The 17888-nt window shown below is 39.9% G+C and carries 15 protein-coding genes; 8 read left to right on the forward strand and 7 right to left on the reverse strand.

Features of this window, described 5'->3' with window-relative positions; genetic code table 11:
• Positions 1-27 precede the first annotated feature (27 nt).
• Both ACFQZS_RS05660 and ACFQZS_RS05665 read left to right on the forward strand, forming a co-directional pair.
• Positions 28-1137 carry a hypothetical protein gene (locus tag ACFQZS_RS05660; RefSeq protein WP_377098148.1) on the forward strand — a complete coding sequence of 370 codons (1110 nt, stop codon included), beginning with the start codon at positions 28-30 and terminating at the stop codon, positions 1135-1137.
• A complete protein-coding gene (locus ACFQZS_RS05665; RefSeq protein WP_377098149.1) occupies positions 1121-2215 on the forward strand; it encodes a hypothetical protein in 1095 nt (364 codons plus the stop codon). The genes ACFQZS_RS05660 and ACFQZS_RS05665 overlap by 17 nt, the downstream gene beginning before the upstream one ends.
• A gap of 41 nt (positions 2216-2256) precedes the next feature.
• On the opposite strand, the gene ACFQZS_RS05670 is transcribed toward ACFQZS_RS05665, so the two are convergent.
• Positions 2257-4800, reverse strand: coding sequence for a carboxypeptidase-like regulatory domain-containing protein (locus tag ACFQZS_RS05670; RefSeq protein ID WP_377098151.1), 2544 nt, complete (start codon positions 4798-4800; stop codon positions 2257-2259).
• Between the two features lie 82 nt (positions 4801-4882).
• Between ACFQZS_RS05670 and ACFQZS_RS05675 the strand changes: the two genes are divergently transcribed.
• From ACFQZS_RS05675 to ACFQZS_RS05695, 5 genes are all read left to right on the forward strand, one after another.
• A complete protein-coding gene (locus tag ACFQZS_RS05675) occupies positions 4883-5263 on the forward strand; it encodes a hypothetical protein (protein WP_377098153.1) in 381 nt (126 codons plus the stop codon).
• 66 nt (positions 5264-5329) lie between these two features.
• Positions 5330-6178, forward strand: a complete 849-nt coding sequence (locus ACFQZS_RS05680; RefSeq protein WP_377098155.1) for a fumarylacetoacetate hydrolase family protein — start codon at positions 5330-5332, stop codon at positions 6176-6178.
• Between the two features lie 33 nt (positions 6179-6211).
• Positions 6212-7039 (forward strand): alpha/beta hydrolase, encoded by an 828-nt coding sequence (locus tag ACFQZS_RS05685; RefSeq protein ID WP_377098157.1) that lies wholly within the window; start codon positions 6212-6214, stop codon positions 7037-7039.
• A 26-nt stretch (positions 7040-7065) separates the two neighbouring features.
• Positions 7066-8061, forward strand: coding sequence for an aldo/keto reductase (locus tag ACFQZS_RS05690; RefSeq protein ID WP_377098159.1), 996 nt, complete (start codon positions 7066-7068; stop codon positions 8059-8061).
• Between the two features lie 200 nt (positions 8062-8261).
• The gene (locus tag ACFQZS_RS05695; protein WP_377098161.1) at positions 8262-10559 is read left to right on the forward strand and encodes an ATP-binding protein; all 2298 of its coding nucleotides are present in this window, start codon (positions 8262-8264) and stop codon (positions 10557-10559) included.
• A gap of 76 nt (positions 10560-10635) precedes the next feature.
• Here the strand turns inward: ACFQZS_RS05695 and ACFQZS_RS05700 are convergent, their stop codons facing one another.
• Entirely contained in the window at positions 10636-11904 is a 1269-nt protein-coding gene (locus ACFQZS_RS05700; RefSeq protein WP_377098163.1) for a nucleotide sugar dehydrogenase, read from the reverse strand.
• Positions 11905-12073: 169 nt separating this feature from the next.
• On the opposite strand from ACFQZS_RS05700, the gene galE reads away from it, so the two are divergent.
• Complete coding sequence (gene galE, locus ACFQZS_RS05705; RefSeq protein WP_377098165.1) at positions 12074-13108, forward strand: UDP-glucose 4-epimerase GalE; 1035 nt, start codon at positions 12074-12076, stop codon at positions 13106-13108.
• On the opposite strand, the gene ACFQZS_RS05710 is transcribed toward galE, so the two are convergent.
• The 5 genes from ACFQZS_RS05710 to ACFQZS_RS05730 are packed head-to-tail and all read right to left on the reverse strand — an operon-like array spanning position 13105 to position 17887.
• Positions 13105-14004 carry an NAD-dependent epimerase/dehydratase family protein gene (locus ACFQZS_RS05710; protein WP_377098167.1) on the reverse strand — a complete coding sequence of 300 codons (900 nt, stop codon included), beginning with the start codon at positions 14002-14004 and terminating at the stop codon, positions 13105-13107. The genes galE and ACFQZS_RS05710 overlap by 4 nt on opposite strands.
• 24 nt (positions 14005-14028) lie before the next feature.
• Positions 14029-15183 (reverse strand): acyltransferase family protein, encoded by a 1155-nt coding sequence (locus ACFQZS_RS05715; protein ID WP_377098169.1) that lies wholly within the window; start codon positions 15181-15183, stop codon positions 14029-14031.
• Between the two features lie 14 nt (positions 15184-15197).
• Positions 15198-15944 carry a glycosyltransferase family 2 protein gene (locus ACFQZS_RS05720; RefSeq protein ID WP_377098170.1) on the reverse strand — a complete coding sequence of 249 codons (747 nt, stop codon included), beginning with the start codon at positions 15942-15944 and terminating at the stop codon, positions 15198-15200.
• Complete coding sequence (locus ACFQZS_RS05725; RefSeq protein WP_377098172.1) at positions 15945-16733, reverse strand: glycosyltransferase family 2 protein; 789 nt, start codon at positions 16731-16733, stop codon at positions 15945-15947.
• On the reverse strand, positions 16733-17887 hold the full coding sequence (locus tag ACFQZS_RS05730; protein WP_377098174.1) for a hypothetical protein: 1155 nt from the start codon (positions 17885-17887) through the stop codon (positions 16733-16735). Before ACFQZS_RS05730 ends, ACFQZS_RS05725 begins: the two co-directional genes overlap by 1 nt.
• Position 17888: the final 1 nt, after the last annotated feature.

Below are 17888 nucleotides of genomic sequence, written 5' to 3' on the forward strand. Positions count from 1 at the left end.
GAAATAAAACCTATAAACAGTCATTCAATGAAAAAGATCTATTTAATGAGTACTGCTGCCATAGTTGGCGTATTGCTTTTTGCAGGTATTAACCACAAACCGGCGCTACCTTATGGTTTTACAAACGGCACACCCGAGGTAAAATCAATTACATCTTTAACTTTTGGCCCTGAGGGGATATTATTCATCGGCGATTCGCAAAACGCGAGTGTAGTTGCTTTTGATACTAAAGACGCTAAAAAGGCATCAGCAGTTAAAGCATTTGATATGCCTAAAATAGATGAGAAGATTGCTGCCGCTTTGGGTACAACCAAAGAGAATATATCTATAACAGATATGGCGGTTAACCCTGTTTCAAAAAACCTTTATATAGCTGTTAAAAGTGCTGGCGGTACTCCGGTACTATTGTCTATGAGCGCTGATAACCAGATAAAGGCTGTTTCACTAAAGGATGTTAACTTTTCAACCGTAGCGCTTAATGATGTGGCAGGACCAGAGGAGAAAGACGGCCGCGGAAATTTAAAACGCCTTACATCTATATCTGATATGGGCTTTGCAGATGGTAAATTAATGGTAAGTGGCTTAAGTAACAAAGAGTTCAGTTCAACATTTCGCACCATCAATTTTCCCTTCACAGCAAACAAACAGGATGAGGCAAGTTTAGAGATGTACCATACTTCGCATGGCCGTTATGAGACTACTTCGCCAATACGAACTTTTAGCACCACTACCATTGATGGTAAAAACTATATGGTGGCAAGTTATACCTGCACCCCATTGGTGCTTTTCGCTATGGATGAGTTGAAAGCAGGCGCTCATGTTAAAGGCCGCACCATTGCCGAAATGGGTAACCAAAACACCCCGTCAGATATGGTCTGGTTAAAAGGTGCAGATCAGAATTACCTAGTTATGGCCAATACCAACCGTCCTGCTGCTAAAGTGGGTTACAATGATATCAAACAATTTAAAGAGTCATTAACTGCTCCAATTCCGGGCTCAGGTGGCACGGCGTTTACTAAATTACCGTACGAAAAAGTGCTGCAATTAGATAAACTGGATGATGGTCGCGCGGTAGTAATTCAGAAAAAAGCCAATGGCGATGTTGACCTTTGGACTTCAGATGGTAAATCTATATAGTTTAAGTTTTATAAAGGGCACCAGGTTATTCAATTATAGCCTGGTGTTTTTTTTGTGCGTTATTGTGGCGTGCAAATCCAATAGGCCTGACAAAATAACGCTGGTGCGGATGGATGGCCTGGTTAAAGGCATATTGATTCCTGAGCGTTTAATTCAGGATGTTGATCAATATCCGCTTACCGTGTCGCTAAACGGGAGCGACCGCAATGTGCTTGGCAACTTCAATAAAACCGATACAGGTATGTTGTTTGAACCGGTCATTCCTTTATCAACCGGGATGGAGTACGGCATTTTACAAGCCAACCGGGTAGTGGGTAAAATAACGGTGCCGGCTGCGACAGGCAAACCGCCTGTTGTAACTGCCATTTATCCGCAGGCGGATACAGTTCCCGAGAATCTGCTAAAATTTTACATTGAGTTTTCTGAACCAATGCAAACAGGCAACGCGCTTGATTATATTTTTTTACTGGATAAGAACCGCGATACCCTGCAACGGATATTTTTGGATCTTAAGCCTGAACTATGGGACCCAACAGAAAAAGTTCTGACGGTATGGATAGACCCCGGGCGGATAAAGCGCGAACTGGTATTGAACAAAGAGTTGGGCAACCCACTGCATAGCCGCCATGCTTATCAGCTGGTTATCTCGGGCAAATGGAGGGATGGCAGGGGCTTAAATATGGGCAAAGACATCAGCAAAAAGTTTGTTGTGAATCAGCGTGTTGATGAGCAGCTTAGTATTGATAAATGGCGGGTTGCAGCACCTAAGGCGGGCAGCAAGCAACCGGTTATTGTATATTCAGATCATCCGCTTGACCATTATCTTTTAAAAGAGTCTGTAACTGTTTTAGGCAAAGATGGTAAACCCATTGAAGGTGAGATAACGCTTGCTGACAGGGATAAGACATGGATGTTTACTCCCGGCACGCAATGGCTATTGGGTACTTATAAGCTGCGCGTTGCCGCACGGCTGGAAGACCTTGCCGGAAATAACCTGAACAAAGTGTTTGACCGCGATATCTACAAGCAAAAGAAGAATGATAATTCTTATTACGAGCGGGCGTTCGAAGTAAGATAGTTGTCACTACGCCTGGTATTAAAAATAAAGCAATGATCTTATTATTTCGTGGAATAATTAATCACTTTGCGGCCCAATTGCCCGTTTATGCCAACTCCTTCTAAAATAATTCTGTAATTGGTGGCGGCATCACCTGCTACAAATTCAATGGTGGCGCGGCCATCTTTATCAGTTGCAACGTTGGGTTTCCAGTAAACGGTTGAGCGTGCAATAATAGCCTTGTTTTGTTTTGCTTCATACAGTGGAGCGTAAAACTCTCTGCGTGGTGCCAATGTTAAATTATTAATGGCTGCTTTTGGCTGCTTTTTAGGCTTGTTACTTACTACGCCATAACGTTCCATTTCGTAGGCATTGTAGTCAATATCTCCTGTTTTGGTAGTTATCAATATTAAGCCGCTAAAGCCGGTACTTCCGTATACAGAAGTTAGTCCTGTTGAGTTTAATATCTCTACAGCTGATATATCACTTATTGCTCCATCATAGTTTACACCAACGTAGTTACCATCAACGTAAATCCCCATGGGTTCCCGCCGTCCCCTGGAGTATAGTAACCCACTATTAAGAGTAATGCTCGCAAACTTTCCCATATTTACCAAACAGCCCGCTAAATCTGAAGCTCCGTTACAGCGTACCAGATCTAAAAAAGTAATTAAATAATCGGCATTGCCGGGTCCATGTAAGTTTTTTGAATGCTTAACGGCTGCACTGTTTACTGTAGGCTTTTTAATTTCTTTAATAGTAACTTCTTTTAATAATTTTCCGCCATTAAGCAATCCGCTGTTTACTAGGCTGTTATACTCCTGTTTAGCTTCTGTTATATATTCGTTAAAACCTGGATAAGGCCGGGTCTGCCTGTAAATGGCATTCGGGGCCGGTATCTCTATCGGCTTGTCAAGTTCTACTAAATAGTTTTTTGTGCTATTTCTCTCGCTTGCGGTTAATGCGTATTTTTCATCTTTATCAGCCAATACGCCGTTAAAAACAAACTTACCATCTGCGCCTGATAAAGTATTGAAAAGAGCAAGTTCCCCTGTTTTAAAAAGTAAAGATACGCGTGCCCCGGCTACCGGCCTTTTTTTTGTGTCTAATACCACCCCGCTTATATTGCCATGTTCCGGCGCGAACAGGGCAGTTTTCAACTTGCCCGCTAAAACATCCGGCCAGGTAAATCTGCGCCAGCCCTGGGTTAACATCAGATTATCTAAGTGCTTTTGCTTCATGGCAAGGGTATCAGCAAAATAATAATTAGGCTGCTCTATATAGCCTTTCAGGTCAGATGTGAGCAACATATCAGATAATATTGTTACTTCGTCATCCTCGCTATACGGAACCTTGCCCGCATTAGTAACAGCTATTGAAAATGCGCCAGTAATGGGTTGTCCGGCATCGTCTGTAGCGGTAATAGCCATACGCAATTTGTCACTTATGTTAGCGTTGCTCACGTTTATATTAAGTTGTTGTTTAGCATTTCTGATAAATACCAGGCGTTCTGCCAGCGGCGTAAAGTTTTTACTAAAAACGGTGATCTGAACTATACCCTCAGGAAAACGAGTTTTCGGTAAGGCTCCTAAAAATCTGCGCCCTCTAACGGCGGCCTGCCCCGTGTAATAAACCTTATTATCGGCCTGGGCAACAATATTCAGCGTGTCATCAGGTAAATTTGCCGATGAAATTAATCTTAAAATGATATTATTATTGTCCTGGGTTGCAGATAAAGAATAACCCTTATCCTGTATAACAGGCATTGCAATCCGCTTATCTGCACCGTTTATTTTAAATAGAGCGCTGTAATGGTTAGCGGCATCAGGCGTCATCCTAAAAGTACCCATTCCCGCATGCTCCGAGCTGAAGCTTACTATTTGATTGTTATTTTGATCAACAACATAGCCGTTCACTTCTCTGCTAAGTCCATCCGCACCAATAGCTTTAAATGCTACCGTTGTGGGTAAACCACTTATCAGGTTACCGCCTTCGGGGAAAAAAGATAAGTTTATATCATCAGGCACTTTTGTTGTTGATTGCGATACCTGTAAATTAATTCCTGTTGTATCGGTTTTGCTTGCACTACGCAAACTTGACGGTAAAGCATTACCGATTGTTAAAGCACGGTAATAAAAATAATCCTCATTAAAATTGCGCATTACATTTGTATACGCTTGCAGGTTGTAATTACCGGCAGAAAATATTGAATCTGCCAATACCACCGTCCCCCATCCCTCGCCGTTGGTTAAAGGCAGTGCAAAGCTGGTTTTTGCAAAACCTTTATCGTTTATAAGGTCCAAATGTACCATGCTGCTTAAGTCGGAAAGCTTATTGTACTGGCCTGTTACGTAAGCCTTTATCCAGATCGTATCGCCTAATGAATAAAATGGCTTATCCAAATGTAAATGGACCTTCTCTATCGGGAGTGTTTTATTCAGGCTATCTAAAGTGGTAACTATGCTGCCGAAACGGTCGTTTGTGTTTTGGGCATTTACGGTTAAACTACTGAAAAATAGAAAAATAAGTATAAATTTTTTACCTATCAGATTAAAAAGGTGATTGTAGCAAGGCATACCTAAAGTTAAAGAGAAGTATTTGAACAAACAACGCTACTTTACCTTATTAATTATAGTTTAAAGCAAAACAAGATGGGTATTACAATTGTGTTTAAGCAAACACAACAATATGCCTGCTTTATTAACCCAGGTTGCCTGGCTTTTTTTATTGGCCATACCCACCGCCTGCATAGCCTGGACGGTTACGCACGAAGAAGTATTTAGGGAACCGCGCGAATATTGCGTTAAGCAAAGCACAATCCGTAAAACTATATTGGGCCGTAAGTTTTTCTACCTCTTCACCTGCGAATACTGCTTTAGCCATTACGTAACACTTTTTATGCTGATACTTACAGGTTTTAAGTTTTTATTGCCCGATTGGAGGGGTTATCTGCTCGCCGGTTTTTCATTGGTTTGGATAGCTAACATGTATATGAGCATTTATGCTTTGATCAAGATCGACATAAAAAAGGAACGTGCCGAAATAGAAAAGCAGGATAAAACCAATTAAGGCTTTAATAATTTTAAATTTTATAATAGCTTTATCGGCATACTTACATCCAATTAAATACCACAAATGAAACTGATAAGATGGGGAAGCGCCGGTAAAGAAAAAACGGGCGTTATTATTAACGATAAGCGTTATGATACTTCGGCTTTTGGCGAAGATTATAATGAAATATTCTTTGAATCAGACGGGTTAAGCCGCCTTGAAAAATTTGTAGCTGATAATGAAGGCAAACTATCGCCGGTTGCAGAGGGTGAGCGTTGGGGCAGCCCGATAGGCCGTCCGTCAAAACTTATTTGTATCGGCCTTAATTATGCGGACCACGCAAAAGAAACCGGTGCAACACCGCCTGCGGAACCTGTTATTTTTATGAAAGCAACCAGCGCCATTATTGGGCCGTTTGATGATGTTGTTATACCCAAAGGTGCGCAAAAGGTTGATTGGGAAGTTGAGCTGGCTGTGGTTATTGGTAAAAAAGCAAGTTATGTTGAAGAAGCTGATGCATTGAATTACGTTGCCGGATATACACTGCACAACGATGTTTCTGAACGCGAATTTCAATTAGAACGCGGCGGTACATGGGACAAAGGCAAGGGTTGTGATACATTTGCCCCGATTGGGCCGTTTATGGCTACTGCCGAGGAAATTGCCGATTCGGGCAACCTGAAGTTATGGCTCTCTGTTAACGGCAAAATGATGCAAAATGGCAGTACATCTAACTTTATTTTCGATGTGCCTTTTGTGATTGCTTATGTAAGCCAATTTATGACTTTGTTACCCGGTGATGTAATTACAACAGGAACACCTGCCGGTGTAGCCATGGGTTTTAAACCGCCAATTTACTTACAACCCGGCGATGTTATGGAGTTAGGAATTGATGGATTAGGGACCTCAAAGCAAACTGTAAAGGCTTATTAAAAAGTTTAAACCGATTTTATCAAACCTAATATCATGAAAAAAAATCTGCTACTGCTGCTGTGTTTAACCGCGTTGGTTATTAACGTAAAGGCAGCTAAAGTTGACACCGTTGAAACCTACAGCGATGCCATGAAGAAGAAAATTAAGGCAGTAGTTGTTACCCCAAACAAATATGCAGCCGGTACACAATATCCCGTAGTTTATTTATTACATGGGGCAAGCGGCAATTATTCTGATTGGGTTAAAAAGGGTGGTAAAGGAGTAGCAGAGAACGCTGATCTGTATAACGTGATTTTGGTTTGCCCCGATGGCGGTAACACCAGCTGGTACTGGGACAGCCCGGTTGACCCTACTTACAAGTATGAAACTTATATAATAAATGAACTGATACCCTACATAGACAAAAGTTATAAAACCATAAAAAGCCGTACCGGGCGGGCTATTACCGGCCTTAGCATGGGCGGCCACGGTGGCTTGTATTTGAGTATAAGGCATCAGGACTTGTTTGGCGCTGCCGGTAGCATGAGTGGCGGGGTTGATATACGCCCGTTCCCGAAAAATTGGGATATGGCTAAGCGTTTGGGCGATCCGACTACCAACGCTGACAATTGGGAAAAATATACCGTTACCAATATGCTGGATCTGCTTAAGCCAAATGCCTTGGCTATAATTTTTGATTGCGGAACAGACGACTTTTTCTTTAAAGTAAATACCGAATTACATGATAAGTTGTTGGAACGGAAAATACCGCACGATTTTATCATTCGCCCGGGCGCGCACAATTGGCCATATTGGTCAAATGCTGTTAACTACGAGCTTTTATACTTTAGCACTTTCTTCAAAAAGAACAATCCGCAGTAAAATAAGCATATAGTAAACCTTCAGTTATGTCTTACAACCCATCAACGGGCCGCTACCAACAAATGGAGTACAAGCGCTGCGGAGCGAGCGGCTTAAAACTGCCCAGAGTATCTTTGGGCCTGTGGCAAAACTTTGGCGACTATGATACGCCGCAAAATTGCAGCGACATTTTACGAACTGCTTTTGATAACGGCATAACACATTTTGACCTGGCGAATAACTACGGGCCGCCGCCCGGCTCGGCCGAGGAGAATTTTGGAAGAATATTACATGCTGATTTTCGGGACCATCGCGATGAATTGATCATTTCTACCAAAGCAGGCTACACCATGTGGGACGGGCCATACGGTGACTGGGGCTCTAAGAAATACCTTGTTTCCAGCCTTGATCAAAGCTTGAAGCGTATGAAGCTGGATTATGTTGATATTTTTTATCATCACCGGCCCGACCCTGACACACCACTGGAAGAAACCATGGCGGCTCTTAACCTGATAGTTCAACAGGGCAAAGCGCTATATATTGGTATATCTAACTATAAAGCGCCCGAAGCCAGGAAAGCGTTCGCGTTGCTTAAGGAGATGGGTACACCGGCAATTATTCATCAGCCTAAATACTCTATGTTTGAAAGATGGGTAGAAGGTGGCCTGTTAGATTTATTGGAGCAGGAAGGAGTGGGTTGCATACCTTTTTCTCCGCTGGCACAGGGCTTGTTAACGGATAGGTATTTGCAAGGTATTCCGGCCGATTCACGGGCGTTAAAGGTTGGCGATTTTTTGACTGTAGACAGCATAAAGCCTGAAGTTATTGAAAAGGTAAAAAGACTGAATGAGATAGCGCAGCAACGCGGACAGAAACTGGCGCAAATGGCGCTTTCGTGGATACTTAAAGATAGCCGCATTACATCGGTTTTAATAGGAGCCAGTAAACCATGGCAGGTAGTTGATGCCATACAAAGTGTTACTAAAACTAATTTTGACAAAGAGGAACTGGTTTTGATTGATGAGATTTTGGCGGCAAGCTAAGCCGGTTAACTTCAGGGTTTTGCAGGCCTGTACCACTTTTAGCTATTAATATCTTATCTTTGGGAAGCATAACACTATTGCTTCCACTCCGTTATTCTTTCATGTTATTAATCAAATTTTACGGTAAACAATTTCGGTACTTGAGTAAGCTGCTGAGATATACTATCGTTTTATTTGCCCTATGCCAAAGTGCCTTCGCCATGACCATACCCGTTCACCCGGTGGCAAAAAATGGCATACTTGATCTGCGCTCGGCTCCTTTTACCAACAAGATAGAACTTAATGGCGAGTGGCTTTTTTATTGGCGCCAATTACTGGCACCGGGAGATAAGCCAGCAGCTAACCCGAAGCTGGTCAATTTTCCATCCCTGTGGAACAAATGGGATAAATTAAACGGTGAAGAATTACCCGCGTACGGTTATGCAACTTATAAATTAACCATACTATTGCCAAAAAGCCACGGCGAACTGCGTTTATCCGTTCCGGATGTTTACTCGGCTTATTTGTTATATGTAAACAATGAGCCTGCTGCAAAAAACGGTAAGGTGAGTACAACAGCAGAGAACTTTGCGGCCCATTGGCAGTATAAAACATTTGATATAGCAAAAACTACTGATACCCTAAGGCTGGTGCTTCAAATAGCCAACTTTGTGCATAGCAAAGGTGGAATAACAAAGCCGCTATACATAGGCGATAAGGAAGTTGTAAGGCTTGACAGGCAGCGCGACGAAGCAATTGATCTGTTGCTTACCGGTTGTCTGATTATGGGCGGTCTGTTTTTCTTTGGCCTTTATTTGTTTGGCAACCGCGATAAAGCTATTTTACTTTTTTCGATATATGTAATTGTTTACAGCTACCGCATTATAGGTATTGACAATTACGTGCTGCATACCATTCTGCCCGATCTGGATTGGCGTATAACTGTGCGGTTGGAGTATATTACTTTATTTGCCGGAATAGGCTTATTTGGTTTATATAGCCGCTATTTATATCCGGTAGACGTACATAAGATTGTAGTTAATGCAATTAGCGGAATATGTTTTCTGTTTGCAGGTGCCGTTTTAATATTTCCGCCCTATTATTTTACGCAGCTTATCAATCCTTTTTTAGTGTTGATGATATTTTGCCTTGTATACATACCTTATGTATACCTGTTGGCCTATAGAAGGGGGCGGCCGGGTTCAATATATTCGCTATCAAGTTCTATTTCTCTAATGATTGTATTTGCCATATCGCTATTTCACTATTGGGGTTTTATTCCGCAACTACAGGTGGTTAGCTTTTTGGGTTATGTTAGCTTTTTCTTTCTTCAATCGCTGGTTCTTTCGCACAGGGTATCATTTGCTTTAAAGAGCGCTCAAAATCAGGCAGAGCAAGGCCTTAAAGTTAAAACAGAGTTTTTAAGTACAATGAGTCATGAGATCAGAACACCGCTAAACTCGGTAGTTGGAATGAGCCATTTATTGCTAAAAAACAATCCCCGCCATGACCAGCGTGAACAATTGGATGTAATTATATTTTCTGCCAATAATTTGTTGGCTATTGTAAACGATATTCTTGATTATAACAAAATTGAGGCAGGAAAAATATCCTTTGAGCACATTGAAATGGATGTTGTTGCAATTGCCCGTAACGTGGTAAATAGTTTGCAAGTATCCGCAGAAGATAAAGGTATAACGCTGAAATTGGTAACAGATGAAAAGGTAAAAAGTAAAGTGCTGAGCGATCCCATCCGCATGTCGCAGGTTATTACCAATCTGGTGCATAACGCAATAAAATTTACTCCGTCGGGTTTTGTAGAGGTAAGCATAGATGTTTTAGAACAAAGCGACTCAACTATTAAACTGAAAGTAGCTGTTAAGGATACCGGCATAGGCATATCAAAAGATAAGCAGGCCCTGATATTTGAACGTTTTACCCAGGCCGATTCATCAACATCCAGAGGCTTTGGCGGAACGGGCTTAGGGCTTGCAATAAGCAAACGCATCCTCGAACTTCAAAACTCAACGCTACAAGTGATAAGTGAAGAAGGCAAGGGATCAGTATTTTATTTCATCCAAACTTTTGACAAGGCAGGCGAGTCGCTACCCGAAAAGGAGTTTAAAAATCAACTTCCAAAACAGGGAAAACCTTTTGCGGGAATAGATATATTACTGGTAGAGGATAACCCGTTGAATGTAATAGTTGCTCAAACTTTCCTTAAACGCTGGGGCGCGGCAATTGATGTAGCTGTAAACGGCCAGGAAGCGCTTGCCCGGTTAGATCTAAGCAAACATAAACTCATTTTAATGGATTTACACATGCCGGTGATGGATGGCTACCAGGCGGCCCGTATTATGCGTGAAAAAGGAATCGCTATTCCGATAATTGCGTTGACGGCGAACCTGCCAGACGAAGTGCGGCAAGATATAGCGGCTGCAGGCATAGATGACATTGTGGTAAAACCCTTTTTACCGGATGAGTTATATAGTAAGGTTTGGCACCATATATTTAAATAGATTGGTGTCACGTCACAGAGATCTTGTAATCTATAGTATCGTCAGTATTTAACCGGGTGTTATGTAACAGGCAGTTCTAAAGTCGTCCATTAACAATTGCACGGTCCAGGCATGATTTGGTGTCGAAAATAATAGAACTTGTATTTTTTTTAAGCGTGCTGTAGTTTAAATCTTTAAAACTATCATGACACACAGTAAGTACAATAGCATCATATTGTTTATCAATATGATCCATTAATTCCAGTTCATATTCTTTCTTTACTTCTTTTTTATCAGCATAAGGGTCAAAAACGTCTACCGTTAGCCCGAATTGAGACAATTCATTATAAATATCTATCACCTTAGAGTTTCTGATATCCGGACAGTTCTCTTTAAATGTAACCCCCAAAATAAGCGCGTTTGCGCCTTTTACTAAACCGCCGTTACTAATTATCAGCTTTACAACTTTGTTGGCCACAAAAATGCCCATATTGTCATTAACACGCCGTCCTGACAGGATAACCTGGGGTTGGTATCCTAAAGCTTGCGCCTTGTGCGCCAAATAATAAGGATCTACGCCTATGCAATGCCCGCCCACAAGGCCGGGGGTATATTTCAGGAAATTCCACTTTGTGCTTGCTGCCTCTATTACGTCAGTAGTGTCAATACCCATTTTGTCAAAAATCAGGGCAAGCTCGTTCATAAAGGAAATGTTTATATCGCGTTGCGCGTTTTCTATTGCTTTTGAGGCTTCGGCAACCTTAATGTTAGGTGCTTTGTGCGTACCTGCTGTTATAATACTTGAATAAAGCGCATCAATCTCATCTGCAATTTGAGCGGTAGAGCCTGATGTAACCTTTTTGATCTTTGTAAGTGTATTTATTTTATCGCCGGGATTGACCCGCTCCGGAGAATAGCCACAAAAAAAGTCGATATTAAATCGTAAGCCGGAGCTTTTTTCTAATACCGGAACACAATCCTCCTCGGTGCAGCCGGGATATACGGTGGATTCATAAATAACTATATCTCCTTTTTTTAATACGCTGCCAATCATTTTTGATGCGTTGAGCAATGGGCCCAGATCGGGAGCTTTAAACCTATTAATTGGGGTAGGTACAGTTACTATAAATATATTGCATTCGGCTATGGAACTTAGCTGGCTGGATAATGTTAACCCGTTTTCGGTAGCAGACAAACGCTGCTTTAATTGTTGATCGTCTACTTGCGAAGTAAGGTCTAAGCCCGATAGCAGGCTTTTAACCCTTGTTGGGTTAATATCAAAGCCCACTACCTTATATTTCTTTGCAAATTCAACCGCCAGAGGCAATCCAACGTAACCTAAACCAATTATTGCAATTTTTTTCATTTCAAAGGCGTTTAAATTTCTATATCCTTGCCCAAACACAAACATAAGCTTTAAAGAAATGTGTGCAACAACCTGGCGTATTTTGTAAGAACTTTTAATGAGCGATATTAATATTTTAGACTCTTAGAGTAGTTAGCTTTTACTTTTGTAAATTATATATTTGCGTACCATGAAAAAAGCAAAGGTATTGGTAACGGGTGGGCTGGGTTATATAGGCTCGCATACGGTAGTAGAATTGTTAAAGGCCAATTACCAGCCAATAATAGTAGACAATTTAAGTAATTCTAAACTTGGAATGCTTAAACAGATAGAAGCGATAACCGGCGTTAAACCAGATTTTTATAATTTTGATTTATGTGATGAGAAGCTGGTTGCCGAGTTCGTTGCCGGCGAGAAAGATCTGGATAGCGTTATACACTTTGCCGCTTATAAAGCCGTAGGGGAGTCTGTAGCTGAACCATTAAAGTATTATCGCAATAATTTTAATTCTTTATTGAGTGTACTGAAAGCGTTAGAGGAAAGACAACTTAAATTGGTTTTTTCATCATCATGTACAGTGTATGGCCAGCCGGATAGCTTACCGGTAAATGAGTTCGAAGCTGTTAAGCAGGCGGAGTCGCCATATGGTAACACAAAGCAAGTTGCAGAAGAGATATTGCAAGACATAGCCCGTGCTGATAAAAGTAAGAAGGTTATATCCTTAAGATATTTTAACCCGGTAGGCGCGCACGAATCGGCGCTTATTGGCGAGTTGCCTTTAGGCATACCCCAAAATCTTGTTCCGTTTGTAACGCAAAGCGCAATTGGCATACGCGGACCAATAACAGTTTTTGGCGATGATTATAATACGCGCGATGGTAGCTGTATAAGAGATTATATTCATGTGGTTGATCTTGCCATGGCGCATGTTGCTGCCTTGAAATTTGAAGGGAAAGACGGGGCCAACCAAAACTTTAACACCTTTAATGTAGGTACGGGTAAAGGCTATACGGTGCTTGAACTGATAAAAGCTTTTGAAAAGACTACAGGAGTTAATCTAAACTATAAGATTGGCGCACGCCGCGCCGGCGACATAGAACAAATTTGGGGAGATGTTACCAAAGCTCAAAAAGAATTAAACTGGGAAGCACAATTGGGTATAGATGAAATGATGAAGTCTGCATGGGCGTGGGAGCAATATTTGCAAAACCATCAAATTGATTAAGCTATTTTAAATCCTTTTAATACAGGAGTAGGGTTCCATCCAAAAGCTTTGACGGCGCTACTATCATCAAACGTTAAATCGGAGAGAATTTTATTCAGACTTTTTGAATTGATAGGAAACTTGTTTCCAATTAAATCACCGGTCCCTGCCATCAGTTTTGCAATAAATAGAGGCATACTCAAGGGTTTTGATTTATTAAGCTGTTTTGCAATACATTCAGACAGCTCTTTAAAACTGGGATGATAACGATCTGTTAGATTATATGTACCGCCTATCTTTGCAGCAGTAAGCACAGTTTTGGCTATGTCTTCAGCCAACACTATGCTTTTTTTAGCGCTCCCACCAGAAATGTTAAAGTAATAACCTTTTTTTATTCCTTTTATCATGGCACCTAAATTACCCGGAGGGTTAGTACCGGCTAATAAGGGTAAGCGGAGTACTGTACAAACTACATTGCGTTGGGCACACCATTCGTAGATGAGCTGTTCGGCCCGAATCTTGCTTTCGCCATATGGATCTTTTGCCTGTAATGGCGCATTTTCAGCTATTAAATTTCCGGTTTCCGCTCCGTAAACAGATACAGAGCTTATAAAAACAAAATATTTAGGCAGGTGGGGGGCATTGTCTAAGGCGTTAAGCAAATTTTGGGTGCCTGTTAGGTTTACATCAAAAAAATCTTGTTTTTCTGCATCTGTTTTTGGTACGGAATGGGCCTTGCCTGCAGCATGGATGATATAAGTATAACTCTCTGTTAAATGCGGTTGATCTTTGGCGAGGTCAACCACTATATCAGCTTTTTTACGACCGATCGTATCTACAATAAAATCTGTCGATAAATGAGTTGCTATGCTTTTACCTAAAAAACCATTGGCGCCTGTTAGCAGAATTCTAGACATTATAATTAGTGTAATACCGGCAAATTATTTATTAAATATTCTATTCATCCGATTGTAGAGTTTGGATGGCCAATTTTTATCCATGCAAGGTCGTTCGCAATACAGGTAGAAAATAAACGAGCAACAAAGCACTACAACGATTGATAAAACCATATGAAAGGCCCATTCAAAGTAAAAAGATTTAAATACCAGGTGACTGGTAACCTTCATTAAAACAAAAACAACTGCGTAATGAAGCAGGTATATTGAGTAACACATACCCCCTATAAGCGAAATTAATGAATTACTAAAAAAACGGTTTGTTATTACGCCTTTAAAGCAAGTAATCATTATTAAAAGCATAGAGAAATCAAATAAGATATAGCTGTGCGTTTTTGGAGGGTAGAAAAAGTATAAACCTAATACGCCTACCAAAAAACCAATGTCGAATAAATACGATTTTTGTACACGCTGCCAAACGTTACTGCCATAAATTGAAGCCATTAGTATACCAACATAAAAATGGCTTTGATACACAACTATACATTTCTCCAAATGTTTATTTGTGTAAAAAATGCTGCCAGGACTTAAAAAAATGAGTGGTGTAACGATAATTAAAACGGCAAGAATTATGTTTCGGTAGCTGTCTTTAAATTTTGAAAATAAGAACCAACCCACAAAAGGGGCTATCAAATAAAATTGTACCTCAACTTCTAATGACCATGTTACCGGGTTAATAACAGACCATTTTCCGAACCAAAAATAATGTGTGTACGTTAACGTAGCTATTAGATTGGGTATTAAGCCAACCAGATCTTTCACTACAAACAAACCCACCACAAAAAACAGAACTAAGGTTGATATTAAAAATGGCGGCTCAAGCCTTGTTAGCCTGCGATAATAATAGGATTTGAAATTAAAGGCCCAGAGGTTCTTGTTCTTTTTGTAAAACGATGAAAATGTGTTGGCTAAAACAAAGCCACTGATGGCAAAGAAAAATCGTACCCCCAGCTCACCGTAGTGTATTATTGCATTCAGATCAGAATCAACAAATGACTTAGGTGCTTCAAAAGAGCGAAGAAAGTTGGTATTAATGTGCATTAATACAACAGGCAATATTGCAATAAAACGAAGACCGTCTATCTCGGGTACAAATTTCCCGGTACTGGTAATACGACGATATGATTGTAACATGCTCATAACAGGATTTAAATCTACTTTTTAAGATACTTATATAACGATTTAACCACGTATATAGAAAATAAATAGGAGGCTCTTATTAACGGAATTCTTTCTTCCATCCTTAAAATGTGCCATGTATAGCCTGCAGCAATTAATTTATTAGAAGAAACCGTATTAGCATGCACTCTGTAAGATGCTAACACTTCGTCTAACCCGAAACTGGCGTGTCCGGTTTTTAAAATTTGTAACCACGCAGCAAAATCTTCGTGCCCAATTTTTGGAAAATAGAACTTACCCAATTTAGTAACATCATACATAGCTGTAAGGCATCCTATCTCGTTATGTTGTAATAGTTTATTGTAATCAACCTTGTTGGAAACGCCTATTTTTTTAACCAAAGTATTGCCTTCAGAATCTATTTGGCGATAACTTGTGTGGGTAAAAGTATAATCGTTTTTAACCATGAACTGCACCTGTTTTGCCAGTTTATTTTCATCCCACAGGTCATCGCTGTCCAGAAATGCTATAAATTTTCCTTGCGCACTTTTTACTCCTTCATTACGTGCGTTGGCAACGCCCCCGTTTTTATCTAATAAAACCAATTTAACCCTGGGGTCTGATCCGGCTGTTTGCTTAACAATATTCACAGAGCCGTCGCTTGAGCCATCGTCTACAATTATATGCTCCCATTCAGTATATGTTTGTCTTAATACAGAACCCATTGTTTCCGAAATATATTTGGAGCAATTAAAGCAAGGGGTAATAATTGAAACTAGCATCTAATTTTTAAAGTAAATGGCTTCATTAATCATTCTTAAAAGGTCAGCCATTATATTTTGCGAATATTCTCTTTTTTTATAGGCGTAAAAAACGCTCATCATTAGGGCAAGGGGTCTGTTATATAACTTGCTGAATAATGCGCCCTTTCCTTTAAATATATATTCCTTATTACTCCACTCGGGCTTTTGATGATATACAATTGGTTTTGGGAAATATAATATCTTAACGCCGGCTTTTATAGCGTCAAATAAAAATATATTTTCCTCGCCCGAAGGGAATGCGGTACCCAAACCAAACCGTTCATCAAAGCATATTCCTGAATCGATTACTGTTTTAGGTACAAAAATCTCGATAGAGGATATCTTTAAAGACTGACGTAAACTTACCTGCTCAAGCTTATTTGGCTGATATTCTTTGTATGGCTCGTTTTTTAAAGGATCAAAAATTTGATAACAAATACTTGTGTTGTATTGCTGATAATCTGCCAGTACAGTTGCAACCGTGTCTAGAGGATACCAGCAATCATCATCAGAAAAAGTAACTAAAGTAGCGGCATTACTAATTAACCCAAGGCTTTGGTTACGGGCATATGATAATCCTTTTTTGTATAGGTTACATATTTTTATAGGGAATTGATAGGCTAAAGTAAGTTGCTCAATTTGAGCATGATTGTCTTGTATAGCCAAAATTGCCTCAAATTCCTGGCATGTCTGTTGTGCCAGGCTATCAAATAACCGGGTTAATTCAGGAATTTTTTTACCTATTGTTGGTATAATAATAGACAGCATTAAATAGCAATATTGGTTTGATTCTGTGTTTCTAACTCTGACTCTGACTCATAGTCAGTAGTTAATATCAGTACTAAAACTATCTGCCCCGCTAAGGTGAACATTCCGCCATAATGGAAAGCGCCAAGCAGTAGCAAAAGCAGTGGAAAAACAGTGTACTTGTTTACTTTATTGATAAAAAACATAATAAAAAGTGTAATGCCACCCAAGCCTAAACATATAAACATATCATTCCAGGCAAAATCACTTTGTAAGGTAATATCTGCCTTTGATTCAAACGCTTTTCCTATAAACATTGAATTCCCAGGCTCATGTAACTCTGCAATAACATCCTCAACCTGCTGAGTTTTATAGTCTGACAAGAATTGGATATAACCTGCGGAAACCTTTTGAAATATACTATCCGGCGCAATATATTCAGAAACGAGCGGGTAATACAAAAACAAAAGAATTAGGATGGAAAATAAAATCAAAGATCTTTTAACAGTTAGAATATTAAATTTAAATAAAATGTAGAAAAAGTACAGGATAAGCCCGACACCAGACGCCATCATTAAAACAGTTATCAGCCCTAATAACTCAATTTTACGATCAGCAATAATTAACCCTTTTTTAACTAAAACATCTCTATAAATCATTGCTGCACACAAAACTGTAGAGGATGCGCTTGAATTCATACCTACGCTGTAAGGCCTTTGATAAAAGCCCATAAATTTGGTATAGTGGCTTGTTAGATTATTCTCGTATACAGAAATAGGGTAATTTGGCAAGTAACGAAAGGGGTCAAAAAAAATGTTAATTACTACGGCCTCAATAATAACGCAAACACAAAATGCAAAAATTAGCGTTTGAATATCCATTTTGATATCATATACTTTAACGAAGTGATATAGTATAACTGCCCCTAAGTAATATCTAAAAATAGCTTCTCCGGTACCGAAACCAACTTGTGAAAATTTTATTAATAAGAACAGTAATAAGACAACAATGTAAATAAAATCGTACATCGTAATTTTAAAACTCTTATCCACACGTAGTATGGTCAGGAAAATTATTATTGCATAAGCAGGTGATATAAGCCCTATGTAAGGAATAAAGAAAGAGGCAAACAAAAGCTTTCCACCTACGTCGGATGCTTTTAAATTTAAATCCATT

The sequence above is a fragment of the Mucilaginibacter calamicampi genome, assembly GCF_042676765.1.
Classification (GTDB): Bacteria; Bacteroidota; Bacteroidia; order Sphingobacteriales; family Sphingobacteriaceae; genus Mucilaginibacter; species Mucilaginibacter calamicampi.